This is a genomic window from Nocardia sp. Tas62D01, assembly GCF_055232035.1.
On the sequence record NZ_JBUYUZ010000001.1, the window covers coordinates 7,234,425 to 7,259,862 of the forward strand.

General features: G+C 67.4%; 18 protein-coding genes and 1 pseudogene. 12 read left to right on the forward strand and 7 right to left on the reverse strand.

The features are described 5' to 3' along the window. Window positions 1-84 precede the first annotated feature (84 nt). From ACV7NQ_RS34575 to ACV7NQ_RS34590, 4 genes are all read right to left on the reverse strand, one after another. Window positions 85-4,323 carry a TIGR02680 family protein gene (locus ACV7NQ_RS34575; RefSeq protein ID WP_463363394.1) on the reverse strand — a complete coding sequence of 1,413 codons (4,239 nt, stop codon included), beginning with the start codon at window positions 4,321-4,323 and terminating at the stop codon, window positions 85-87. Window positions 4,324-4,326: 3 nt separating this feature from the next. After that, on the reverse strand, window positions 4,327-5,724 hold the full coding sequence (locus ACV7NQ_RS34580; protein ID WP_463365932.1) for a TIGR02678 family protein: 1,398 nt from the start codon (window positions 5,722-5,724) through the stop codon (window positions 4,327-4,329). Beyond that, window positions 5,724-7,280, reverse strand: a complete 1,557-nt coding sequence (locus ACV7NQ_RS34585; RefSeq protein WP_463365933.1) for a TIGR02677 family protein — start codon at window positions 7,278-7,280, stop codon at window positions 5,724-5,726. The genes ACV7NQ_RS34580 and ACV7NQ_RS34585 overlap by 1 nt, the downstream gene beginning before the upstream one ends. 217 nt (window positions 7,281-7,497) lie before the next feature. Beyond that, window positions 7,498-8,613 carry an XRE family transcriptional regulator gene (locus tag ACV7NQ_RS34590; protein WP_463363395.1) on the reverse strand — a complete coding sequence of 372 codons (1,116 nt, stop codon included), beginning with the start codon at window positions 8,611-8,613 and terminating at the stop codon, window positions 7,498-7,500. Between the two features lie 339 nt (window positions 8,614-8,952). Between ACV7NQ_RS34590 and ACV7NQ_RS34595 the strand changes: the two genes are divergently transcribed. Continuing rightward, window positions 8,953-9,258 (forward strand): hypothetical protein, encoded by a 306-nt coding sequence (locus tag ACV7NQ_RS34595; protein ID WP_463363396.1) that lies wholly within the window; start codon window positions 8,953-8,955, stop codon window positions 9,256-9,258. A 203-nt stretch (window positions 9,259-9,461) separates the two neighbouring features. Here the strand turns inward: ACV7NQ_RS34595 and ACV7NQ_RS34600 are convergent. Then, window positions 9,462-9,730 (reverse strand): annotated as a pseudogene (locus ACV7NQ_RS34600) (AMP-binding protein); the annotation flags it as partial. Window positions 9,731-9,736: 6 nt separating this feature from the next. Further along, a complete protein-coding gene (locus tag ACV7NQ_RS34605) occupies window positions 9,737-10,630 on the reverse strand; it encodes a PAC2 family protein (RefSeq protein ID WP_463363397.1) in 894 nt (297 codons plus the stop codon). A 225-nt stretch (window positions 10,631-10,855) separates the two neighbouring features. On the opposite strand from ACV7NQ_RS34605, the gene metH reads away from it, so the two are divergent. From metH to ACV7NQ_RS34655, 10 genes are all read left to right on the forward strand, one after another. Further along, window positions 10,856-14,452 (forward strand): methionine synthase, encoded by a 3,597-nt coding sequence (gene metH / locus ACV7NQ_RS34610; RefSeq protein WP_463363398.1) that lies wholly within the window; start codon window positions 10,856-10,858, stop codon window positions 14,450-14,452. 529 nt (window positions 14,453-14,981) lie between these two features. Further along, on the forward strand, window positions 14,982-16,688 hold the full coding sequence (locus ACV7NQ_RS34615) for a serine/threonine-protein kinase (RefSeq protein WP_463363399.1): 1,707 nt from the start codon (window positions 14,982-14,984) through the stop codon (window positions 16,686-16,688). Between the two features lie 44 nt (window positions 16,689-16,732). Next, entirely contained in the window at window positions 16,733-17,443 is a 711-nt protein-coding gene (locus ACV7NQ_RS34620; protein ID WP_463365934.1) for an HAD family hydrolase, read from the forward strand. A 187-nt stretch (window positions 17,444-17,630) separates the two neighbouring features. Continuing rightward, on the forward strand, window positions 17,631-18,491 hold the full coding sequence (locus ACV7NQ_RS34625; RefSeq protein WP_463363400.1) for a HalD/BesD family halogenase: 861 nt from the start codon (window positions 17,631-17,633) through the stop codon (window positions 18,489-18,491). A gap of 53 nt (window positions 18,492-18,544) precedes the next feature. Further along, the gene (locus ACV7NQ_RS34630; protein WP_463363401.1) at window positions 18,545-19,381 is read left to right on the forward strand and encodes a methyltransferase domain-containing protein; all 837 of its coding nucleotides are present in this window, start codon (window positions 18,545-18,547) and stop codon (window positions 19,379-19,381) included. 73 nt (window positions 19,382-19,454) lie between these two features. Continuing rightward, entirely contained in the window at window positions 19,455-21,269 is a 1,815-nt protein-coding gene (locus ACV7NQ_RS34635) for a choline/carnitine O-acyltransferase (protein WP_463363402.1), read from the forward strand. 62 nt (window positions 21,270-21,331) lie between these two features. Beyond that, window positions 21,332-21,628, forward strand: coding sequence for a phosphoribosyl-ATP diphosphatase (locus ACV7NQ_RS34640; RefSeq protein ID WP_463363403.1), 297 nt, complete (start codon window positions 21,332-21,334; stop codon window positions 21,626-21,628). 49 nt (window positions 21,629-21,677) lie between these two features. Further along, window positions 21,678-22,529, forward strand: coding sequence for an ATP phosphoribosyltransferase (gene hisG, locus ACV7NQ_RS34645; protein ID WP_463363404.1), 852 nt, complete (start codon window positions 21,678-21,680; stop codon window positions 22,527-22,529). A gap of 153 nt (window positions 22,530-22,682) precedes the next feature. After that, window positions 22,683-22,817, forward strand: coding sequence for a hypothetical protein (locus ACV7NQ_RS34650; RefSeq protein WP_463363405.1), 135 nt, complete (start codon window positions 22,683-22,685; stop codon window positions 22,815-22,817). After that, window positions 22,817-23,449, forward strand: a complete 633-nt coding sequence (locus ACV7NQ_RS34655) for a hypothetical protein (protein WP_463363406.1) — start codon at window positions 22,817-22,819, stop codon at window positions 23,447-23,449. The genes ACV7NQ_RS34650 and ACV7NQ_RS34655 overlap by 1 nt, the downstream gene beginning before the upstream one ends. A 25-nt stretch (window positions 23,450-23,474) precedes the next feature. Here the strand turns inward: ACV7NQ_RS34655 and ACV7NQ_RS34660 are convergent, their stop codons facing one another. After that, complete coding sequence (locus ACV7NQ_RS34660) at window positions 23,475-24,365, reverse strand: RecB family exonuclease (RefSeq protein WP_463365935.1); 891 nt, start codon at window positions 24,363-24,365, stop codon at window positions 23,475-23,477. Window positions 24,366-24,462: 97 nt separating this feature from the next. Here ACV7NQ_RS34660 and ACV7NQ_RS34665 point away from each other — a divergent pair, with 97 nt between their 5' ends. Then, window positions 24,463-25,296, forward strand: a complete 834-nt coding sequence (locus tag ACV7NQ_RS34665) for a tRNA (adenine-N1)-methyltransferase (protein ID WP_463363407.1) — start codon at window positions 24,463-24,465, stop codon at window positions 25,294-25,296. Window positions 25,297-25,438 lie beyond the last annotated feature (142 nt).

Here is a 25,438-nt window from a genome sequence, read left to right on the forward strand (position 1 = left end):
CTGCTGTGGATCACAATCTTCGACGAACGGGTGAATCTACGATCTCACCGCACAGCAGCACTGGTCCGCCGAGCGGGTGACCGATCAGCTCACCGAGGCGGTATCCGGCGCGCTGGCCATCAAGGTCTGATCGCCGGGCATATTCGGCAGGGTGAGCCCGCCCTCGATGGTTTTCGGGACGCGGCGGCGGTTGGGGGAGCCGAGGGCGGTGGTGAGATCGGTGCCGTCGTGCTCGGCCAGCAGGTCACCGCTGTCCCATATCAACAGCGTCGCGCTTACGGTGTTCTCGGCGGCGGAATGGGCCAGGTCGTAGTGCGCGCAACCGGGGACGTGCGGGTATGTGATCCACAGGTCATAGCCGGTCATGAACAGGTCCAGATCGAATTGCACACTGAGGCCGAGTAATTCGCTGCGGCCGTTGTCGTCGACACCGGCGAAGGCCTCGTCCAGCGCCAGCAGACGCGGGGCCTGCGGGTCTGCGGAGTAGAGCATGACGTGGGCGGCGGCGAACAGCGGCAGGTGCAACGACACCGACTGCTCTCCGCCGGACAGCGCACTGTGCCGGGCGACGGTCAGCTTGTCCTCACTGCCGTCGGCGGAGATGAGGGTGAAGGAGAACACCCGCCAGGTTCGGTAGTCCAGTGTCGCGGCCAGGATTTCGGGGTAGGAGCGCTCTGGGTGCGCGGCCCTCGCGGTCCGGATCTCGGAGGCGAAGTGGGCGCGGATCGCCGCCAGATCCTCGGCGACTAACGAGGACGCGTCCCGGTCGAGCAGCTTGCACATGGCGCGCGCGGCATCCGACAGCGTGTCGGCTAACACCCAGTGCACGCCGATGGTGTTACCGGAGGACATGCGTCGCTGCTTCATCTCCGCGCCCATCCGGGCGATGAGATCGCGGGCGTCGCTGGTGCGTTCGTAGATCTGCTGCGCCAACCCGGTGAGCAGCGCGTCCTCGAGGATGCGGCGCTCGGCGTCGGTGAGCAGCAGTTCTTGATCATATCGGGCCTGGTCGATGCGGGTCGCGAAATCGGCAAGCGCCGATACGCCGTGGTCGTCCTGGACCTGCACGACGGTGAGCCCGTCGGCGGCATCCCATTGCAGCCGGTAGTCGCGGCCGCAGGCGGCGAGCGCGGCGTCGAACTCCTGCAATGCCGCGGTCACCGCGCTACGGATGGACTTGCGGGCGGTCTCACCCGCGCGCACCGAAATCGTTGCGGTGACCAGGCTTTCGAAGAGTTCGGCGACTTCCTTGGGGAGCACCTGTGGTTCGGCCTCTGAGCCCGCGGCAGCGATCCGGTAGAGCAGCTGTTCGGGCGTGGACCAGGCGGCGTCGCTGCTTGGCCAGCGGCCGTCGGACGGTGCGCCGAGTAGCGTGAGCAGATCCGGGTGCGCGTACGGGGCGAGGCTTTTCACGTCGACCAGCACCTCGGTGAGTGCGGTGCCGAGCGCTTCGTGTGCGGTCCGGTAGGCGGCCTCGGCATCGCCGACCGCCTCGATCGCTTCGTTGGCGGCCTTGCGGGCGGCCTTCTGCTCGGCCCTGGTCGCCTCGATCTTCTCGCGCGCCTGTTCGAGGTTCCGATCGATATCGGCGGCGCCCGCGCCGAGCGCCTCGCGCAGCGTCTCCAACTTGCGCAGCTGTTCCTGATAGCCCGCCTGTGCAGCCTCGGCCTCCTCGGCGAACGCCTCGGCGAGATCGCGCGCCTCGTCGTAGCGGTCGGCGCTCTCGCGTTCGCGTTCGCGCTCCCGTTCGTGGTCGGTGCGCAGGCGCAGCAGGCCCGTTCCGGTATTCTCGAAATGCCGGATGGCGGCGGCCAGTGCGTCGATTTCGCGGGCGTCGCGCGGGGTGCGATGGGTGACCGCGGTGGCGCGCAGCTTCTTCTCGACCGCGGACACCTCGGCGACCGCCTGGTCGAGATCGCGTTCGGCTTGCAGGGCCGATTCGGACCGGGACCGCATCATGCCCGCGGACTCCGACACCGAACGCAGGGCCGCGGATACCGCAGTGGGCCGCGGTAATGCCTTGGCGACCACGGAGATTCGCGCGAGTTCGGCGGCCGCGGCCGTCTCGTCGGCCTGCGCCTGCCGCTGTGATTCCTGGGCCGCCTCGATCGCGGCCGCCAACTCGGTGAGCCGGATCTCGCGGCGCTTGGCGCGTGCGGTGGCGCCAATGAACTCCGCATCGGACTTGTGGTGGTGGCCCACCTGCACGCCCTGCCGGAATCCGCCCGTCGTGCTGACCGCGACCCCGGTACCGAGATCGGAGTCGTTGTCGTGCAGGGCGATCGAGGCGAGGACCTCCGCGACCATCTCTGTGGGCACAGTGAGTTCGACGGAATCATCCTCTACGACAAGGACATCGGCGAGCGTGCGACCGGACGGCCGCTGTTCGGCAGGCAGGGGAACCAGGAACTGGTCGGAGCTGTCGGACGGGAGTTTGTCGTCGGCGCAGATCCAGCCGTCGAGCAGGTCCGCGGCGTGCAGGGCCGCCTCGATTCCGGCGGCGGCAGCGGGCGTGATGTCGTCGGCGAAGCGGACCAGACGCCACAGGGGTGCGCCGGGCCTACCGTCGCGGACGCCGGTGCGGGCCGCGAAAACCGGTGGCGCATCGTCGCGCTGGGCCGCGACCTCGTCGCGTTCGGCGGTGAGCCCGGTGATCCGTTCGGCTGCGGCCGCCGCGGTGGCGCGGGCATTCTGACGACGGTTGCGTATCTCGTCGAGCAGTGGTTCGGCGTGCTCGGCGAGCACCTCGGTGATACCGGCCACCTCGTCGGTACCGGCGTGCGCCAGCGCGGCATCCATGGCCTCGAATAGGCCGTTCGCGATGGGGGAGTATACCTCTCGATGCGCGTCCCACCAGGCATGCAGCGCACCTGACGCCTCGGTGCGCGCCAGCACGACGGCCGCCTGGGCGTGCGCGACCTCGGCGGCGGCGGATTCACGCAACTCCCTGGCTCGTTCGGCGAGCCGTTCGGCCCTGGTCCGTTCGGCGGCAGCGGAATCCATCAGACCAAGCGCCTTGCGGACCGCGCGCACGTCGGCGTCGCGCTCCTCGGCCTGCCCGCGGACTGCCGCGATCAACTGATCCGCGCGGGCCTGCTCCGGCAGTGCGGTCCAGTTGATGCCCGCTTCCTCGGCGGCGGTGCGCAATTCGTCCTCGCCACGGGCCAGTGCCGCGGTCGCGTTGTGCACCGACGCCTTAGCGCGTTCGCCCTCCTGACCGCGCTGATCGAGCGTCTGGCGCGCCTCGAGTGCCTTGTCGCCGTGCACGCCGGCCGAGGTCTCCAGCCTGCGGACCGCGTCGGCGAGATCGTCGAGCTGCTGTTTGCCCTCGTAGGCGCTGGAGCGTCGCAGCGTTTCCCGGTCGGAGAGGGCCTGCTCGTAGGAGCGGTCGGCGTCGTCGGCGCGTGCCTCGGCGGCGGTGCGCTCGTTCTCGCGCCGCTGCCGCAGCACGGTAGCGGCGAACAGTGCGGTGCTGGAGTGAGTTACCGCGTCGATGCGGGCGCTGACCTGATCGACATCGGTCTTCGCCTGCACCGCAAGGTATTTCCGATACACCCCGACGAAGACCCTGGTAGCGGAGTCTGCGTGCACCAGTCCCTCTAGGGTGCGGCCGACCTCCTCCATATCGCTGAACGACCGGGCCGCATCGAGGATCAGCTGCTCGTCGAGGGGACGCAGGCCGTCGGTGAGTGCCTGCGAAAGGCCGTGCGGATCCAGGTGTTTGGCCAGCTGGGGGCGGCGCAACGTGAGGATCAGGTTGATCAGCTGGTCGTAGCGCTGGGTGCCGAGGCCGAACATGCGCGCGTCGATGGCGGTGCGGTATTCGACCGGCCGATCCACAATGGCGTCGGTACCGATCTGCTCGGCCAGCTGCTTGCGGGTCAGCGGGCGATCGTCCGGTCCGATCAGCGAAAAGTCCACGCCCGCACGGCCGTCGGCAACGAAGTACCAACGGGTGACCTTGTCGGAGGAGCGGGTCGCCCGCATCCCGATACCGACGGTCACCACCTCCGGGTCCGACCGGTTGCCGCGGGCGAACTCCATCCACACGTAGGAGTAGGCCGATTCCTGCTTGCGGTACAACAGGTTCGACTTCATCGTGCGCTCTTCACCGGCGAACGGGTTGAGCCTGCGCGGCTCGATCCGGCCGTCCAGCACGAACGGAAACAGCACCTCGAGCGCCTTGGTCTTGCCGGAACCATTGGGACCGCGCAGCACCAGCCTGCCGTCGGCGAAGCAGAATTCCTGATCGCGGTAGTCCCACAGATTGATGATCCCGGCGCGGGTCGGGACGAACCGCACTCCGCCGTGAATGAGCGACATGATCTAAATCCCTTCCGTACCAACGCTGTCGGCCCCGAGGGTGTCGGAGGCGGTGACGAAGAGTTCCGCGGTTCGTTTCGTCCGCACCGTGACGACCACGCCGCGATAGCGGGCCAGGGCGGGCAGTATGATCAATCCGTCGTCGACCGCCTGGATCAGGCGCAGGCGTTCCAAGAGGGCGACGACCTCGGCGGTGAGACCGGGGACGTCGGCCTGCCATGGGGCGGCGAAGGTGAGGCCGTAGCGGTCGGTGAGCGCTTGGACGGTTTCGCGGACCCAGGACGATTCGATGAACGGATAGGTCACTTCTTCCGGTGCCTCGTCGGTCGAATCCGGTGGGCCGGGAACGACATCCGTCGAGGGAAGATCGGCGAGCGGGGTGAAGACCGTGGATTCCGGGATGGCTTCGTCGAGTTGCGTGGCCAGTGCGGTCGCGGGATCGGCGCTCGGGCGTTGCGGCATCGGGTGATCGATGTCGAGGACCCGGTCGGCGATCTCACCGACCAGCAGCAGTGCCACCTGGGCGAGTGTGCCGGTGCCGGGGAACCGGACGTCCGACAGCCGCCCGGAGGTATCGATCAGCGCGACGCCTTCCGCGCGACGCTCGGCCCGCAGCCCGGTGAACAGCTCCACATCCGCCACCACGCGGTCCTGCGCGAGCAGGGGACGTTCGCTGGCGGCCAGGTCCTCGGCGTAGACGACCGGGCGTTCGACCAGTGTCCTGCGGACCCGGCGGGTGCTGTCGGAGGCGTGCGCCGGGCCTGCCGGATGGGCCATCGCGTCCTCGGTGAGCAAGCCCTCCACGCTATGCAGGTGCTGTAGGGCGCGCGGCGGCCGGAACAGGGCGAACACCACCGGGCGGTCGATGTGGTAGAGCGCCTCGCCCGCCTCCGGGTCGGTAGCCCACCCGCTCGCGTCGCCATCGGCGAGGGTGAGGGCGCCCCTGGCCGCGAGCCAGCCGATCGCGTCGACGAAGGCGTCGCGGTCCGCCGCACGGTCCGGGGACAGCTCGAGACCGTCGACCCTGCCGGTGTAGGCGGCAACCTGATCGGCCAACTCGGACAGGGTGATCTGGTCTCCGGCGCGGCCCAGCGCGGCCAGTGCCAGCGCGAGATAGGCATAGCGGCGGCGGTCGAAGATGCGGTCCGCGACAGTGCGGGCGGGCTTGCCGGGGTCGAGCCGGTCGATCACCGGGAACACCCGGGCCGTGGTCTCGGTGACCTCCAGGCGATAACCGAACAACTCGGCAAGGTCTTCGCGCAACTCGGTGGCCCAGCGGCGAATCAGCGGCAGCGCGATCCGGTCCGGATAGGTGCGGGTGACCAGGTGGTTGGCGAGAACCACCCGGGCCGCGCGCTGGTAGTTGCCCAGTGCCAGCGAACCGATGCGGCGTGCGTGAATCATGCTCTCCCCCCACGTGATTCGGATCTACCGGCCGACGTCCGTGTCTGGGTCGTTTGCCGCACGTCGAGCTTGCGACTGTTCAGGTGCAGCAGCCCGCGCACGGTACGCACCACCGTGGAGCCCGGATGCTCCGACACCGTCAGCGTGACCCCGCTGTCCGAGCCGGTAGTCCCGTCGACCCGCCCACTAACCGGCACCCATGCCGTGGACGCCGCGTCGAGCAACCGCAACAACACCTCGGTCTCCCGCTCATCGAGCACCCGATCATGCACATCGGCGGCGGCCAGGGACTTCGCGGCGTCCGCCCGAGCCCGCTGCGCATCCAATTGCGCCTCCCGCAACCGGCGAATTCCCGCGTCGTTGCGTTGAATTCGCGCAGGCGCCCCCGCCTGCGGCGGCCTTCCGGTCTCCGCCAAGGTCCGCGAAATCTCCAATGGTGGCGCCTCCCACCAGGACCGAGCCGCCGGAATCAACTCCGCATCGGGGTGCTCCAAGGCCAGATGCCGCGGCCTGCCGAGGCCGAACACCGTATCGAACAGGGCGTGCGCACTGTCGGTGGTTGGGGCGGCGGTGAACCACCCGGCCAGGTGCCGCAGCGCAGACTCGCGACTCACCCCGCCGCGACGCGTCTCGGTCACCCGCCGCAGCAGCGACAACACCGCCGCGATTGCGCTCATCGTGGCCTCGCGCAGCCGGTCCGCCTCGGTCGAGGACGACTCACCGGACTCCGGCGCGGCCGCCACGAACCACATCCGCAAGCCCTGCCACCGCGCCCGCCAATCCGCCTGCCGCTCAGCGATACTCAACAGAACTCGTTCGTCGCAGCCCGCCGCCCGCTCGATCAGATCCCCGACCCCGGTCTCTTCGATATCACCGATGGCCGCGGCCAGTCGGGGTGCGAAGCGAGCGAGATCCATGCTGAAGTCGCGCATATGCGCCAGCAGCGCATCCTTGTGTGCCAGGAAGGACTCGGGCGTGATCTCGGTGGTGCGCACCATATTCCCGAGCGAGAGATAGAAGTGCGCCGCTCGGGCGGCCATATCCGACAGCGTGGCGTCGAGCCGCCGCAGCGTCCGGTAGACCCGTTCCGCGTCACCGGCGCGATTGGCCTCGGCCAGCGCGTGCAGATCGGCCAAGAGCTCCGGCAACACCAGCCGCGACAGCGAAGCCTCGTCCAACCGGGACTCCAGAACCCCCGCGACCGCGCGATACGCCTGGAACCCGGCTTGCGTGAGTTGGTAGACGTAATGCCGATTGCGATACTCCGCGAGGGTGGCCGCCCGCGTCCCGTCATAGCTGCGCTCGAGGACCCCCCACTGATGCAGCTGGTCAAGTAGCGGCCCGATCTCGGCACCCGTCAGCCGCGGCACCTCCAGCCGCCCGTCGCCCTCGACCGAGTCGGCCTGCGGGTGTCCGCCGTTGCGCTCGATCCACTCGGCCACGTCATCGGCATGCAGCAACACCACATACGCCGCTCGAGCGCTGTCGAACGCCCGCAACACCCACAGGTACTCGGAGCGCTTCTCCGCCGTAGCGAAGGAAAACAGCCGCAGCCGCTCGTCCCACAGTGCGGGCGCGGCACTCGGCAAGCCGTCGACGGAGTCGGTCACCGGGAACAGGGTAGTAGCGGGCCGGTCGCCACCGACACGACCGACCCCAATTCGGCGTGCCTCGGAATGCTTGAAACTCGCAGAACTCCGAGGGAATGTCTACCAAAGGCACAGGGACTATGGCGTTTTGCCCGATGTTGCCGGGGCTTGTGCGCGCCGGTCATTCGGCGGACAGTGTGCGCAACTGGTCGAGGTACACCAGGGTCCGCGGATCGCCGGGGAAGCGTTCGATGATCTCGCGCGCCGCCTCGCCCGCGATCCACATCAGCGAGGGCAGCGAGCGGCGCTTGCCGGAGAACGCGCGCATGCCTTCGTGGACGGCCAGTTCCAGGTCGCGGTCGCGGACGGCGACGACGGCCAGGGTCAGTCGGGCTTCCGAGACTCGCATGGGGTTGCGGATGGTGCCGTCGGCTCGGGTGGAGTTGCGGATTACTTCGCGTGCATAGGATTCGGCGAGGGTGTCCTCGCCGGCGACGCGGCAGCAATCCATCGCGTAGAAGTCGAACTTTTGCGGATCGACGACGAAATGGTTGTCCAGATTGGACGGATGGTCGAGTCGTTGCAAGATTGCTCGGCCCTGATCGAGGGAGGCTTCGACCTGTCGGCGTTCGCCGAGCCGGGCCCACGCCTTCGCACGCTGTGCGCACAACTGGACGCCGACGCCGAGGCTCTGGCTGGTCTCCGGTGCGGCGTCGACGGCCTCGATAGCACCCCGATAGTTGCCCTGGGTGAGAGCAAACCAGGCCGCCATTTCCGCACTCCAGCTGATGATTTCGGCGTTCTCGGCCTCCTGGCCGAGCGAGTGGGCGGCGCGGCGGGTCGCCTCTGCGGTGGTGCGTCGGCCGAGGTCGTAATCCACGCAACCGACCAGCAGCGCGACCCATCCAGCGAGCGCCAGTATTTCGCGATGTTGCGATAACGTCAGGCGGCCGTCCAGCAACGAGGTAATGCGCCGCAACCACGCGGTTCCCTCGCTGTGTAGTTCATGCGGATCGGCGTAAGGATACTCGCAGCACAGTCGCTCGGCGGTGATCCGGATGGCGTCGAGGGTGGGGGTGGAGACATCCGACATGCGCAGTCTGCCGATGAATTCCAGGGTGTCCATGCCGGTGGCGGAGAGCAGCTCATCGTCCCTGTTCGGCCTGGCCTTGGGGAAGAATGCCGCAGACACGGTGTCGAAGGCGGCGGCAATGATAGGGGCATAGAAATCATCCGGCCGCGACTCGCCCGATTCCCAGCGACGCCAGTTGCGCAGGAGTGTACTGTCTGTCGGCAAGTTGTGGGATGACTTCATACGCATCACGCGGACAGCGTCGGCTTGTGACCACCCCCGCGCGTCGCGCTCAGAGCGCATCCGGACAGCCCAGACGGGTCGATCGTCTCCAGCGGCCACGTTTGTAGTATCGCACCAGTTAACGCTCGGTGGCCCGAATAGGGCATACAGATGTCACTGGGTTGACAGCTGCATTCGCAGTTTGCCGTCCTACATGCTGGATATGGGCGCGGAGAGTTTGCCTGGCTCGAGATGTATACATTTGTCCCTGCAGCTGCGCAGTGCCCCTACCTGGGGTGATCCACATTAGAGAACAGCGATCCCAATCCAACGGAGGTTCGGGTGGAAGCGTTGATCTATGGATACTTGCGTGACGATCTGGCCGACGGCCACAGCGATGAGCTCGAGGATGCACTGCGCACCCTCGCCCGCGAGGAGGGCCTCTGCTTCGCCGCAACGTTCCATGAATCGACTTCGGGTGACGGTACGGCCCTGGCCGAGCTGACACAGGAGCTCAAGCGTGCCGATGCGCACCACGTGGTGGTGCCGTCACTCGATCACTTTGCCGGCCAGACGATTCCGCGAGACATTCTGATCGCGAAACTGGCCAACGAGGCGGCGGCCCAAGTCCTGACGCTCGAGAGCTGAACTTTTCCGCAGCGCGGGCATGTACCAGCGCCGGTACCCGGATCGCGGGCAGCCAGATCAGCAGCAACAGCCCTGCCATGACGAGTTGTTCCCGATCGTGCATGCCGAAATAGCCGGGCACCGACCCTAATACGACCGCGCTCACCACTAGACGCTGCCAGATCGTGCGCGTCTTCGCGGCCGCCCGGCCCAGCGCGAAGAACCCTGTGAGTGCGGACCTCGTCCCAGAACTGGTCGTCGAGTACCGATCGTTCGGTGAGCAGCAGGCTCGCGCCGCGCAGCAGGTGAGTGTGCAGGACCGACAGCCCGTAGCAGTAGAACATCGGAAGTGTCGTCGCGGCACGATCAGTCGGGCCGATGGACAGGTACTCGGCGATGGCGGACGCGTTCGATACCAGGACAGTCGCACCAGTTTCGGCGAACCCGTGGATCCCGGAGTGCTCAGCAGCAGAGCGAGATCCGGGTGCAGCCGCGCCGGCTACAGACCGAAGCTGCCCGGACCACGCCTGCGCAGGTACTTTTCGAATTCGGCGGCGATGGCGTCGCCGTCGATCTTGGCCATCGCGTCATTGATTTCGACTGCCGCGTCGCCGCGTTCCTCGAGCGAGCGCACGTACTCGCTGATTTCGTCGTCGCCGACGGTCATCTCGTTGACCGCGGTCTCCCAGTCCTCGGCCTGTGTGGGCAGTTCACCAAGCGGAACCTCGATGTCGAGCACGTCCTCCACCCGATGCAGCAGCGCGATGGTCGCCTTCGGGTTCGGCGGCTGCGAGACATAATGCGGCACAGCGGCCCAGAACGACACCGCGGGCACGCCGGCCTTCACACACTGATCCTGCAGCACCCCGGTGATTCCCGTCGGCCCCTCGTAGCGGGTCTGTTCCAGATTGAACCGCTCGGCCGCCTCCTTGCTATAGGCGGAGCCGGTCACCGGAACCGGACGAGTGTGCGGAGTGTCGGCGAGCAGCGCGCCGAGAATGACGACGGTTTGCACGCCCAGCTGTTCGATGAACTCGAGCAGGTCGTCGCAGAAGCTGCGCCAGCGCATATTCGGTTCGATGCCGCGCAGCAGCACGATGTCGCGCTCGCTGCCCGGCGGCGAACACACCGACAACATGGTGGAGGGCCACTGGATTTCCCTGGTCACGCCATCGACTTGGCGCACCGTTGGTCGATTGACCTGGTAGTCGTAGTAGTCCTCGGAATCGAGTTCGGCAAGCGGCTCGGCATCCCAGATCAGTTCCAGATGCTCGACGGCGCCGCTGGCCGCGTCGCCAGCATCGTTCCAGCCCTCGAAGGCGGCGATGAGCACCGGATCCCGCAATGTGGGCAGTTCCGGCTCGGGTGACACCGGGGATTCACTGGAGTTCACCCCGGTCAGCCTACGGCGTAAGACGAAAAGAGGTGCCGTGTTGTCTGGCCGCGCCTGCGGCGCGGCGTGTTCGCCGCCGCCTGAGCCGGGCGGCGAACGGCGCGCGTAAGACTGGCGCGCCGTGGTGGGCGAGGGCGGACGGCTCGCCACCCCGTCTGTGCGGTGTGGCGCCGGACACCTACAGGGTGGTTAGGGTTGTCGCACCTGCCCATTACGCTTGATCACATGTCTGCGTCCACTCCGGCCGAGTTCGATACCACGCTTCTCGACACGCTCCGTCGGCGTGTCGTCATCGGCGATGGCGCGATGGGCACCATGTTGCAGGCAGCCGATCTCACCCTCGACGACTTCCGCGGGCTCGAGGGCTGCAACGAAATTCTCAACGACACCCGCCCGGACGTGCTGCGCAGCATCCACCGCGCGTACTTCGAGGCGGGCGCGGACGCGGTCGAGACCAATACCTTCGGCTGCAATCTGCCTAACCTCGCCGACTATGATATCGCCGACCGGATCCGCGATCTGTCCGAGCTCGGCACCCGACTGGCACGCGAGGTGGCCGACGACATGGGGCCGAGCGCGGATGGCGCCCCACGCTATGTGCTCGGATCGATGGGGCCGGGCACCAAGCTGCCGACGCTGGGGCATGCACCCTTCGCCGCGTTGCGCGACGCCTACACCGAGGCGGCCCTCGGCATTCTCGACGGCGGCGCCGACGCCATCCTGATCGAGACCTGCCAGGACCTACTGCAGGTGAAAGCCGCGGTCACCGGCAGCCAGCGTGCGATGGCCAAGCTGGGGAGGCGGATTCCGATCATCACCCACGTCACCGTGGAGACCACCGGCACCATGCTGGTCGGCAGTGAGATCGGTGCGGCGCTGACCGCATTGGAGCCGCTGGGCATCGACATGATCGGGTTGAACTGCGCGACCGGTCCGGCCGAGATGAGCGAGCACCTGCGCCATCTGTCCCGGCACGCCCGGATGCCGGTGTCGGTGATGCCGAACGCCGGTCTGCCCATCCTCGGCGCGAACGGCGCGGAGTACCCGCTGACCCCCGAAGAGCTGGCAACGGCGTTGCGCGGCTTCGTCTCCGAGTTCGGGCTAGCCCTGGTCGGCGGCTGCTGCGGCACCACGCCCGAGCACATTCGTCAGGTTACCGCCGCGGTGCGCGAGGTCGAGCCGACGCTGCCGCCGATCGACGCGCGCCGTGCACCGGTGCACGAGCCGAGCGTGTCGAGCATGTACAGCGCGGTCCCATTCCAGCAGGACGCCAGCGTCCTGATGATCGGCGAGCGCACGAATGCCAACGGCTCCAAGGCGTTCCGCGAGGCGATGCTCGCCGAGGACTGGCAGAAGTGCCTGGACATCGCCAAGGACCAGACCCGCGACGGCGCGCACATGCTCGACCTGTGCGTCGATTACGTCGGCCGCGACGGCACCAAGGACATGGAGGCCCTCGCGAGCCGTCTGGCCACAGCGTCGACCTTGCCGATCATGCTCGACTCCACCGAAACCCCGGTGCTGCAGGCCGGTTTGCAGCACCTGGGTGGTCGCTGCGCGGTCAACTCGGTCAACTACGAGGACGGCGACGGCCCCGAGTCCCGCTTCCAGCAGACGATGAAGCTGGTCGCCGAGCACGGCGCCGCGGTGGTCGCGCTGACCATCGACGAGGAGGGCCAGGCCCGCACCGCGCAGAAGAAGGTAGCGATCGCCGAGCGCCTGATCGCCGACATCACCGGCAATTGGGGTCTGCTGGAGAGCGACATCATCATCGACACGCTGACCTTCACGCTCGGCACCGGCCAGGAGGAGTCACGCCGCGACGGCGTCGAAACCATCGAGGCCATCCGGCTGTTGAAGAGCAAGCACCCGGACGTGCAGACCACCCTCGGCCTGTCCAACATCTCCTTCGGCCTCAACCCGGCCGCACGCCAAGTGCTGAACTCGGTGTTCATGCACGAATGTGTCCAGGCCGGACTGGATTCCGCGATCGTGCACGCCTCGAAGATCCTGCCGATCGCCCGCATTCCGGAACAACAGCGCGAAACCGCACTGGATCTGGTGTACGACCGCCGCGGTGAGGACTACGACCCGCTACAGAAGCTGATGGGACTGTTCGAGGGCGTGTCGACCTCGTCGTCACGCGAGTCACGGGCCGAGGAAATGGCCGCGCTGCCGCTGTTCGACCGCCTGGCGCGGCGCATCGTGGACGGCGAACGCAACGGCATGGAAGCCGACCTCGACGAGGCGATGCACGAGGTGCCGCCGCTGGATATCATCAATGAGACGCTGCTGTCGGGCATGAAGACTGTCGGCGAGCTGTTCGGCTCCGGCCAGATGCAGCTGCCGTTCGTGCTGCAGTCGGCCGAGGTGATGAAGACCGCCGTCGCCTACCTGGAGCCGCACATGGACGCCACCGACGACAGCGGCAAGGGCCGCATTGTGCTGGCCACCGTCAAGGGCGATGTGCACGACATCGGCAAGAACCTGGTCGACATCATCCTGTCCAACAATGGCTACGAGGTGGTGAACCTCGGTATCAAGCAGCCCATCGCGGCCATCCTGGACGCGGCCGTCGACAAGAAGGCGGACGTGATCGGCATGTCCGGGCTGCTGGTGAAGTCGACCGTGGTGATGAAGGAGAATCTGCAGGAGCTCAACACCAAGGGCGTGGCCGAGCAGTTCCCGGTGTTGCTCGGTGGCGCGGCGCTGACCCGCGGTTACGTCGAGAACGACCTGACCGAGGTGTACGAGGGCGACGTGCACTACGCCCGCGACGCGTTCGAGGGCCTGCGGCTGATGGACGACATCATGACTCGCAAGCGCGGCGGCGGGATCGACCCGGACAGCCCGGAGGCGATCGCGGAGCGCGAGAAGGCCGCCGAACGCAAGGCGCGCCACGAGCGGTCCAAGCGCATCGCCGAAGAGCGCAAGGCGGTCGAGGTGCCGGTCGAGGTGCCCGCCCGCTCCGACGTGGCCGCGGACCTGCCGGTGCCGGTACCCCCGTTCTGGGGCACCCGCGTGGTGAGAGGTCTCTCGTTGCACGAATATTCGGGCCTGCTCGACGAGCGCGCCCTGTTCCTCGGCCAATGGGGCTTGCGCGGGCAGCGCGGCGGCGACGGCCCGAGCTACGAGGAACTGGTGGAGACCGAGGGCAGGCCGCGGCTGCGGTATTGGCTGGATCGGCTCAGCACCGAGAACGTGCTGCAGCATGCCGCGGTGGTGTACGGGTACTTCCCCGCGGTGTCCGTGGGCGACGACGTGATCGTGCTGACCGAGCCCAATCCGGATGCGCCGGAACGCTATCGCTTCATCTTCCCGCGTCAGCAGCGCGACCGGTTCCTGTGCATCGCCGACTTCATCCGCTCGCGTGAGCAGGCGACGCGGACCGGTCAGGTGGATGTGTTGCCGTTCCAGCTGGTCACCATGGGTCAGCCGATCGCCGACTTCGCCAACGAACTGTTCGCCGCGGACAACTACCGCGACTACCTCGAGGTGCACGGCATCGGCGTGCAGCTCACCGAGGCGCTCGCGGAGTACTGGCACCGGCGAGTCCGCGAAGAGTTGGTGCTGGAAGGGCATGCGGTCGCTGATTCCGATCCGGACGACGTGCAGGACTACTTCAAGCTCGGCTACCGCGGCGCGCGCTACTCCTTCGGCTACGGTGCCTGCCCCGAACTGGAGGACCGCGCGAAGCTGGTGGACCTGCTGGAAGCCGCTCGAATCGGCGTGGAGCTTTCCGAAGAACTGCAGCTGCACCCGGAGCAGTCGACGGACGCGTTCGTGCTGCTGCATCCGGAGGCGAAGTACTTCAACGCCTGACGGTGCGCGATCGTCGCGCCGCGTGTCGGGCCACACGGCTCGACACCACGCGATCGCGACCCGCGGATCGGAGCGTCACATTGTTGATCCGACCGAATGGGGCGTTGTGATTTTCGACGCAGCGGATCCCGCTGGATCGCGGGACTGTTCACGACCGTGATTACCTCGAAATATGCAATCGCGGCGCAGGTGGAGGGCGGTTGCCGGATATTCCGGACCCGGGACGCGCCGGGCTGTTTTCGTAGGAGGGGCCTGCAATGACCTGCTGAATCACGAGAAAACTCGCCTGCTGGTGGATGTATCTCAGTCGGGTATGACATTGTCGGAACCGTTGCAACTGCATCCAAAGCAGTCGGCGGGTGCCTTCGTCCTGCTGTATTCGGCTGCAAAGTACTTCCGCGCGTAGGATTTTCGATGATTTCCGCTTAGGCGCGGAGTGCTGAATGACTCGGAATGTTCGAATCTCGCGGACGGGCGCGGAAATGTCTGCCATGCGAGGTCGGCGGGCAAGCAGGAGGGGTACAACACCATGACCTCGGATCGGTTGATCGCGGGACGGTATCGGATCACGGATCCGATCGGCGCTGGTGCCATGGGCGTGGTCTGGCGGGGCACGGATGTCCGCTTGCGGCGCACCGTCGCGGTCAAGCAGTTGCTGCTCGCGCCCGGCCTGTCCCGGTCGGCCGCCATCGAGGCGCGGCTGCGGGCGATGCGCGAGGGCCGGATCGCCGCCCGGCTGCATCATCCGAACGCGATCACCGTCTTCGATGTCGCGGAAGAGGACGGCCAGCCGTGGCTGGTCATGGAATACATGGATGCGCCGAGCCTGGCGGCGAAACTGTCCGGCAAGCGCACCCTGCCGCCCACCGAGGTCGCGCGTATCGGCGCCCAAGCGGCGGACGCACTGGCCGCCGCGCACGACGCGGGCATCATGCACCGGGACGTGAAACCTGCGAACCTGCTGGTCGGCGACGACGGCACGGTGAAGATCACCGACTTCGGCATCTCCCGCGCGGTCGGCGATGTGACGGTCACCGCGACCGGCTTCCTGGCGGGCACGCCCGCGTATCTCGCGCCGGAGGTGGCGCGCGGGGAGAACCCGGAGCCCGCCTCCGACGTGTTCGCGCTCGGGTCCACGCTGTACGCGGCGGTCGAGGGATCGCCGCCGTTCGGTGAGGGCGACAATCCGCTTGCCGTGCTGCACGCGGTGGCGCGCGGGGACATTCCACCGCCGAAGCAGGCGGGTGCGCTCGGGCCGGTGCTGATGCGATTGCTGGCCCCGACGATCGACGCGCGTCCGAGCATGCGGGAGGCGCAGGAGGCGATGGAAGCCGTTGCGGCGGGCCGTACTCCGGCGTTGGCGCCCGCTCCGGCGGTAACGAAGACCATGCCCGCTCCCGGGACCGACGCGACGACTGTGCTGTCCACCCCTGGCGACGACACCGCGGCCGATACGGCGAATGCGACCGAGGTGATCTCGGCGGCGGCCTTGGCCTCGCCCGCGGGATCCGCGCTGGCCGCGGCCGCTGCGACGCCACAGCCGCCGACCGGCGCGGGTGGCACGCTGCCCGGCGGCACCGGCGACGGGCAGTCCCGCGGTCGCCTGATCGCCGTGGCGGCGGTCGCCGTCGTCGCGGTGCTCATCGTGGTCGGACTGGCTCTGGCCGCCAACCGCAGTGGCGACAACGGTGCCACCGCAACGCCACCGGCCGGGCCAGTCACCTCGACAACCACGGAGAATCCGGACCAGTCCTCGCCGAACGTGGTCGGGCCCGCGCAGCAGGAACCACCGGTGGCCACGACCACCCCGGCGCCACAACCCAGTTCGTCCGCGGCCCCGTCGTCGGCGTCGGCCACGCCGAGCCCGTCGGGCAACCAGACGACCACGCGCCCGCCTGCCACCACCGTCACGACGGCGCCGTTCGGCCCAGTCACCATCGACCGGATCGCGCAATTCATCCAGAGCTACTACGGGATGCTGCCCGGCAACGTCGGCGCCGCCTGGACGCAACTGTCGCCGTCGTACCAGGCGCAGACCGGTGGGTACGACGCCTATGCCCGGTTCTGGTCCACCATCCGCTCGGTGAGCGTGGGGGCCATCACACCAAACGGTGAGAACCGAGCGGTCGTATCGCTGACCTATAGCCTGAACAATGGCTCGACCTCCTCGGAGAACCGGTGGATTCAGGTCGCGTCGGACAATGGGCGACTGCTGATCGCGGCCTCGGGCACGTAGTCGGCGAAACGAAGGAGACTTAGCGCACCGTGAGCGAGCGAACCATGGAGGCGGCCGAGGATCCGACGGCCGGTGCGGCAGCGGAATCCGTGCGCTTGGCCGGTGTGCTGTGGGATATGGACGGCACGCTGCTCGATTCGGAGAAGCTATGGGATATCGGCGTCCGTGATCTGGCCCGCGCGCACGGCCACGAGATGACCGACGAACTGCGGCACGCGCTGATCGGCGCCTCGGGACCCGACGCGCTGCGCCTGATGTTCGACGGCCTCGGTATCGAAGCGACGACGGCTGCCGTGCAGGCCGCTGGTGACTTCCTCGAAGCGCGGGTGACCGAGCTGATGACCGGTCCGATCCCGTGGCGTCCCGGCGCGAAAGACGCGCTGGCTCTGGTCCGGGCGGCGGGACTCCCGACCGCGCTGGTCACCAATACCAAACGGTCGCTCACTGAATTCGGACTCGACACTCTCGGCCGCGACTTCTTCGACGAGTCGGTCTGCGGCGACGAAGTCGCCTACGGCAAGCCCGCGGCCGACATCTACCTGCGCGCCGCCGAACTGCTCGGTGTGGACCCGCGGCACTGCGTGGCCATCGAGGATTCGCCCACCGGCGCCCGCGCGGCCCAGTCCGCGGGCTCCGCCGTCATCGTAGTCCCGTGCGAGATCGCGGTGCCCGAGGCACCGGGTCGCGTCTTTCGGGATTCGCTGATCGGCCTGACGATCGCGGACCTGGAAGACGCGTTACGTGCGCGTGGCTGAGGACCGGCGGTGCGTTGATCTTGTTACGTGTCACAAGGATTCGAGCCACCGAGTTGTGAGAACGTGCGACATGGCGAGAGTTACTGTGCCGCAACGTATGTGAGCGCAGCTGGTAGGTGTGACTGTAGTCACTGGCAATCTTGTCGAATCCCGGGCGTGTCTGCGATTGCTCTACCAAAATGACGCCATGGCAGCGTCGGGTGTTCTAGACGAGATAGTCGACACGGCACGGTATTCGCTCGCGGATCCGGGTGGGCCAGGCTGGCGGGACGCGGTGGCGCGAGCCCGCGCGGAGCTGGACGACAGCGGCTGCACCATACTGCGGGAGTTCATCCGGCCGGAGCTGATCGAGACGCTGCGGGCGCAGGGGGAGGCGATCGCGCCCGACGCTCATTACGAGGTCGAGCATGTGAACGCCTACAACATTCCGCTGGATACCGAACTGCCAGAAGATCATCCGGGCCGGATCGTGCTGGTGCGCGGGAATGCGTTCGTGCCGCGCGACCGTATTCCGGCCGAGGCGCTGATCCACCGGCTTTACATCAACGAACACTTCCAGCGATTCGTCGCCGACTGTTTCGGACTGACCGAATTGCACGAATTCGCGGATCCCCTTGCCGGACTGTGCCTCAACGTGGTTGCGCCGGGAATGTCGCACCCGTGGCACTTCGACACCAACGAATTCACCGTCAGCATGCTGACCCGGCCCGCGGCGACGGGTGGTGTCTTCGAGTACTGCCCGAACATCCGCTCACCGCACGGCGAGAACCTCGACGACGTCCGTTCCGTGCTGACTGGCGCGGGCGGGCACCTCATCCAGCGGCTCGAGCTGCGACCCGGTGACCTGCAGTTGTTCCGGGGCCGCTTCTCGCTGCACCGGGTGTCCCCGGTCGAGGGCGCCGCGCAACGGCATTCGGCGATCTTCGCCTATACCGATCGGCCCGGTGTCATCGGCAGCGTCGAACGGACCCGACAACTGTTCGGCCGGGTACTGCCCGATCACCTAGCCGCGGCCGATGCCGTCCGGGGCGACCGACTGCTCGACTGAGTAGGACGCCGTTCAGTCGGCAGACCACAGCTCGACCCGAGAGGAACGAACTAGTGCCAGTGCCGTTACACACGACTGGGAAAGCCTCCTTCGACGATATCTACCACCGTCCAGATCCCCGCGAGTACTACGCCCGGATGTCCGAACTGGACTATCGGATTCCGGAACTGGCGAAACCATTCTTCCAGCAACAGATTCGGGAATACCGCGCCTCCGCGCGGGTGGCCACCCTGACGGTGCTCGACATCGGCTGTTCCTACGGTGTGAACGCGGCGCTGTTGCGATTCGACACCACCATCAGCGAGCTCGCCGAGCACTACCGCAAGGCCGACGAGGTCGACCAGGTGGGCCTGATCGCCCGCGACCGCGCCCGTCTGGACGCCGACGACCGCGTGCCCGGCGTCCGCTTCATCGGCATGGATGCCGCCAGCCCGGCCCTGTCCTACGCGCACGCCGCCGGATTCCTGCACGACACCGTGCACGCCGACCTCGAGGCCGCCGACCCGACCGAGGCGCAGCGCGCCACGCTGGCCACCGCCGATATCGTGGTCTCCACCGGGTGCGTCGGTTACGTCACGGAGAAGACTCTGGCTCGGGTCGCGCTTGCGCACCCATGTAGACGGCCGTGGATGGCACACTTTGTCTTGCGGATGTTCAGTTTCGAACCGATCGCCGCGGAGCTGGCTGCGCTCGGCTATCGCACCGAGCAGGCGCCCGGCGTCTACGAACAACGCAGGTTCGCCTCCGAAGCCGAACGTGCGCAGGTGCTGAACACCCTGTCCGACAATGGTATCGACACCACCGGCCACGAAACCGAGGGTTGGCTCTACGCCAACCTCTTTATCTCCCGCCCGCTACCCAAAAACGCCGACCCCGAGGAACTGCATTGAGCGAGCACCGCGAGCGAACCGTGTCACAGCGCCCATGGGGCACGACGGAGCTGAGCGCCAGCGAGGCGCAGTCGTGAGCCAACGCACCTTCGCCGCCGACGACCACCTGCCCCGGGTGCCCCTGCCGACGCTGGAGGACAGCTGCGCCCGACTGCTCGAGTGGTGCGCACCGCTGCTGACCGCGGCCGAATTCGCAACTACCGAAGCGGCGGTCGCCGACCTGCTTCGCCCGGATGGGCACGGCCGGACCCTGCACGCGGCGCTGGCGGAATACGACGCGACTCCGGGTGTGGGCAGCTGGCTCGACCGGTTCTGGCCCTCGCGGTACCTGGGCAGGCGCGACCGAATCGCGTTGAACGCCAACTTCTTCTTCCTCTTCCGCGACGAAACCCCGCTGGCCACCTCCACCGCCGCAGGTCAGGTGGAGCGCGGCGCCGGGATCATCGCCGCCGCCGTCGACTACAAGCTGGCTCTCGACGCGGAGACTATCCCGCCGGTCACCCAGCGCGGGCAGCGGCTGTCGATGTGGCAGAACAAGTATCTGTTCTCCGAGACCCGGATTCCCGGCGCGCCGCAGGACTCGGTGCGGGTGCCCTACAGCGATGAATGGCCGGGCCACTCGGATGCCAGGCACATCGTGGTGTTCTTCCGCGGCAGCATGTTTCGGATGGACGTGATCGGCGCGGACGGTGTGCCGTACGCGCTCGACGACCTCGCCGACGGACTGCGGGCGGTGTTGAAGGCGGGCGCGCGCTCGGCCCGCACCGATACCGCGGTCGGACATCTCACCACCAAGGCGCGCGCCGAATGGGCTGCGAGTAGACAGGCGTTGCGTGCCGAACCGGCGAACGCCGTGGCACTGGACACTATCGAGACCGCGCTGTTCTGCGTGTGTCTGGAGGATTTCACCCCGCGCGACGAATTGCAGGCCTGCGACCAGCTGCTGCACGGCGACAGCGCAAACCGGTGGTTCGACAAGGCGGTGTCGTTCATCGTCTTCGGCGACGGGCAGGCCGGTATCAACGTGGAGCACTGTGGGCTGGACGGCACCACCATCCTGTCGTTCGTGGACACACTGCTGGAGACGCCCGCATCCGAGCACGCCGCGCGGTCGGGTGCGCAGCCGCAGGGCCTGCCCGCGGTCGAGCCGATCGAGTTCGTCCTCGACGCCGCCCAGCGCAGCGACATCGCCGCCGCGGGTGCGGCCTTCTCCCGGTATGCGGCCGAGAATGCCACCACCACAGTCTCTTTCGAGCACTTCGGCACCGCGCGCGCCAAGCAGCTCGGCATCTCGCCGGATGCGTTCGCGCAGTTGAGCTATCAGCTCGCTCATCGGCGCAGCAAGGGCATCACCGGGGCCACCTACGAATCCATCGCCACCCGCCAGTACCGCAACGGCCGCACCGAGGCGATGCGGGTGGTGACCCCGCAGATGGTCGCCTTCGTGGACACGATGCAGGATCCGGCGATCGATGCGGGCACCAGGATGGGTGCCGCGCTGACCGCGGCGGCCGCGCACGTCGAACGGGCCAAACAGTGCCAGGCCGGGGACGCGCCCGAACAGCATCTGTGGGAACTGCAGTGGATCCAGCGGCGTCGCGGCGCCGAACTCGGCGTGCAGGAGCCCATCCCGCTGTACGACAGCCCCGGCTGGACCATCATGCGCGACGACTACCTGAGCACCAGCTCGGCGCCGTCGGTCAATATCCGCTACTTCGGTTTCGGCTCCACCAGCCCCAAGTGCATCGGCGTCGCCTACGTGCTGCTGCCCGACCGCTGGAACCTCTACCTGGCCACGCCGAAACCGGTCGCGGACCAGATGCACGCGTTCGCCGACCACCTGCGCACCGCGGTCGCGGATCTGGAGGCGGTGCTGGCGGGCTCCTGAACCAGACCGCTCCGGCTCGAACGTCACGTTGGGTAACTCCGAGTTACCGAACGTGACGATCGATGCTTCGAGCGGGTCTGAAAGAATGTTTCTTCGTGAAGAACTTCGAATCCCTGTTCGCCGAGCTCCAGGATCGTGCAGCCACCCGCCCCGAAGGGTCCGGGACTGTCGCAGCGCTGGACGCGGGCGTGCATAGCCAGGGTAAGAAGGTGCTCGAAGAAGCAGGCGAGGTGTGGCTGGCCGCCGAGCACGAGAGCGACGAGTTGCTCGCGGAGGAGATCTCGCAACTGCTTTATTGGGTCCAGGTCCTCATGGTTGGCCGCGGATTGAAGCTCGAAGACGTGTACCGACATCTGTGACGGACGCCGATTCCGTAGTTTCTCTCTCTCCCGAAAGGACACTCTTCCCATGCTGCGCGTCGCAGTCCCCAATAAAGGCGCACTGTCGGAGTCCGCGACCTCGATCCTCTCCGAGGCCGGTTACCGCAGGCGCACCGATTCCCGTGACCTGACCGTCCTCGATCCGAGCAACCAGGTGGAGTTCTTCTTCCTGCGGCCCAAGGACATTGCCATCTACGTCGGCTCTGGCGAACTCGACCTCGGCATCACCGGCCGCGACCTCGCACTGGATTCCGGTGCGACCGTGCAGGAACGGCTCTCGCTCGGTTTCGGCCGCTCCACCTTCCGCTATGCCGCCCCGGCCGGGCGCGAATGGAAGGTCGAGGACCTCTACGACAAGCGCATCGCCACCTCTTACCCGAACCTGGTGCTCGCTGATCTGCGCCAGCGCGGTATCGAGGCCGAGGTGATCCGGCTCGATGGTGCCGTCGAGATCTCCATCCAGCTCGGCGTTGCCGACGCCATTGCCGACGTGGTCGGCTCCGGGCGCACCCTGCGCCAGCACAACCTGGTCGCCTTCGGGGAGACGTTGTGCGATTCGGAGGGCGTGCTGATCGAACGCACCGGCTCCGATCAACGCGATCGTGCCCGCAACCAGCTCATCGCCCGGGTCAAGGGCGTGGTGTTCGCCCAGCAGTACTTGATGCTGGACTACGACTGCCCGAAGGACCTCCTCGCCGCCGCCGTGCAGATCACGCCCGGCCTGGAGTCGCCGACGGTGTCGCCGCTGACCGATCCCGGCTGGGTCGCGGTCCGCGCGTTGGTGCCGCGCAAGCAGGGCAACGAGGTGATGGATCAGCTCGCCGAACTGGGCGCGAAGGCGATCCTCGCCACCGACATCCGCTCCTGCCGCGCGTTCTGAGTCTGATTGCCGCTCGCGCGTGGTGTCTGGGTGGTGCCTACTGCCGGAATTGTCTTGTATGGGTGATTAATTCACGTCGAGCGCAATCGGTGTGTTGCCTCATCGAAGGTTGGTACTTTGCAGCCTCTCGATGAGGAACGCAAGGAGCACACCGTGTCACAGACACCGCCAGCTGAAGGTTCGGGCCGTACATTCGCGTGGAGCGAGGACTGGCTGGCGGCGATCGTCGGCCTGGCCCTGATTGCGCTGGTTTTGGTCGGTGCGATCCCGGACTGGCTGGTGCCGTGATGTCGGATACCGAGGCCGACGTATCGGTAGCAGCCAAGGGCGGCAACGAGATCGAAACCGCGCAGACCGAAGCGCGGGCCGTGACCGATGCGCCGGTACAGTCCGAAACCGCTGCGCTGCAGGCGATCGCGCGGCCGACGGTGGCCGAGGTGGTGGCCGGAATCGCGGTCGTCATCCTGCTCGGCGCACTGACCCGCTACTTCGACACGCACGTGCCGCAGTGGGCCTCCGATACCCCGTTCAACCGGGTGGCCAAGTCGATCGAGTTCCCGGTCTACGCGATCGCGATCGGCCTCATCGGCCCCGCATCCGTCGCACCGGCGCAGGGTGGTGCGGCGGAGACGGGGTCGGCACGGGCGTCGAGTGCTCACGAAAAGTTAATGATTCATTCTCGACACTGGATATCGAAAGTGACGGAAAATGTTTTGGGCGTTACGGCGTCCACAGTGGTGAGTAATCGGAGGATAGTGATGGAACTCGGTGCCGAGGCCGTCCGCTCGCGGCGGAGAGCTCGAAAGCTGCTGATCGCCGTCGGCGATGTGGTGGGCGTCTTGGTGTTGATCGGGGCGGTCTTCGTGCTGGGATCTCATGGCGGCGCGCTGGAGGCGCTGCTGTCGTTCAAGATCCATTAGGCGCACGCCGCGCCGGGCACGGGCATCACTCGGTGACCGCGTCCGCCAGCGCCTCGTCCGGCGATTCACCGGTGCCATCGTCCGGCCAGCCCGGATAGGGCGGGGGAGTGCCGCCGAATTCGGGGCACAGGTGCTTGTAGGAGCAGAAGCCGCACAGCCAACTGGTGCTCGGCCGGAACTCGCCCGTCCGGCCCGCTTCGAGGATGGCCTGCCAGAGCGCCGCTAGGGTGCGCTCGAAGCGCAGTAGTTCCTCCTCGTCGGGGGCGTAGGTGAGGATCTGTTCGTCGGCCAGATAGATCAGCCGCAGCTGCGTGGGCAGGATGCCGCGGGTACGCAGCACGACCAACGCGTAGAACTTCAGTTGGAACAGTGCCTTGGTCTCCTGCGCCAGGCCAGGCGCCCGCCCGGTCTTGTAATCAACCACCCGCAGCTGTCCGGTCGGCGCCACATCGATGCGATCGACGAAGCCACGCAGCAGCACGCCGTCGAGTTCCACCTCGACCTGCGACTCACACGACTCCGGCTCGAACCGGGTCGGATCCTCCAGTCGGTAATACGTTTCGATGAGCGTGCGCACCTCGCCGAGGAATCCCTCCAGGCCGTCGTCGGCCACCAACTCGGCCACCTCCGGCTGCTCGGCGAGCACCCGGGCCCAGGCCGGTCCGGCGAGTCTGGCCGCATGCTCGGGCACACGCTCGGCCGCAGGCAGCCCGTAGAGGTCCTCGAGCACCGCGTGCACCACCGTGCCGCGGACCGCGTTGCGTGACGGCGGCTCGGGAATCCGATCGATCGCCCGCAACCGGTATTTCAGCGGGCACTGCTTGAAATCCATCGCCCGCGAGGGGGACAGCGCGGGTCGCGAGCGGCTCGCCGCCGTTTCGGGCGCGGCCGCCGGGTCGGCGTCGGCGGGGGGCATCGTCACGGGCACTCGCATACCTGGCAGGCTATCCGGCGGTACCGACACGCCGGTGCCACCACCGTACGACTGCACCGACCGAGCGAAACGGAGATTCATGACGGCCAGACGGACCGGGCCATTCACCACCGGTGACCGGGTACAGCTGACCGATGCCAAAGGGCGCCTCTACACGGTGGTGCTGGAACCCGGTAAGGAGTTCCACACGCATCGCGGCGGGATCAAGCACGACAACCTGATCGGCGCCGACGAGGGCACGGTGGTGAATTCCACCAATGGCACACCGTATTTGGCGTTGCGTCCGCTGCTGGTCGACTATGTGCTGTCGATGCCGCGCGGTGCCGCGGTCATCTATCCCAAGGACGCCGCGCAGATCGTGCACGACGGTGACATGTTCCCCGGCGCACGGGTGCTCGAGGCCGGCGCCGGTTCGGGCGCGCTGACCTGCTCGCTGCTGCGTGCGGTCGGCCCACAGGGCGAGGTCATCTCCTACGAGATCCGCGACGACCACGCCGAGCACGCGATCCGCAATGTGCAGACGTTCTTCGGCGAGCGCCCGGACAACTGGTCTCTGACCGTCGCGGACGTCGCCGACTATGACGGCGCGCCGGTCGACCGGGTCGTGCTCGACATGCTCGCGCCGTGGGACGCGCTGCCCGCAGTGTCCAAGGCGCTGGTGCCCGGCGGCGTGCTGATCGTTTATGTGGCGACTGTCACACAGCTGTCGAAGGTGGTGGAGGCACTGCGCGAACAGGAGTGCTGGACCGAGCCGCGCTCATGGGAGTCGATGGTCCGCGGTTGGCACGTCGTCGGCTTGGCGGTACGCCCCGAACATCGCATGCAGGGTCATACCGCCTTCCTGGTGAGCGCCCGCCGCCTCGCGGAGGGCACCGTCACCCCGAAGCCGCAGCGCCGGCCGTCCAAGGGCTGAGCCCGGTGTTCGACACAAAGGCCGCCGCTCGCAATGGGGCGGTGGCGGCCCTTGGTTGGTTCGGTGCGCTGCGATCAGGCCGGGACGCAGGGTGCCCTGCGCGAAGCCGAGCATAATGCAGCCGCTGGCGTCGGAGAGCTTC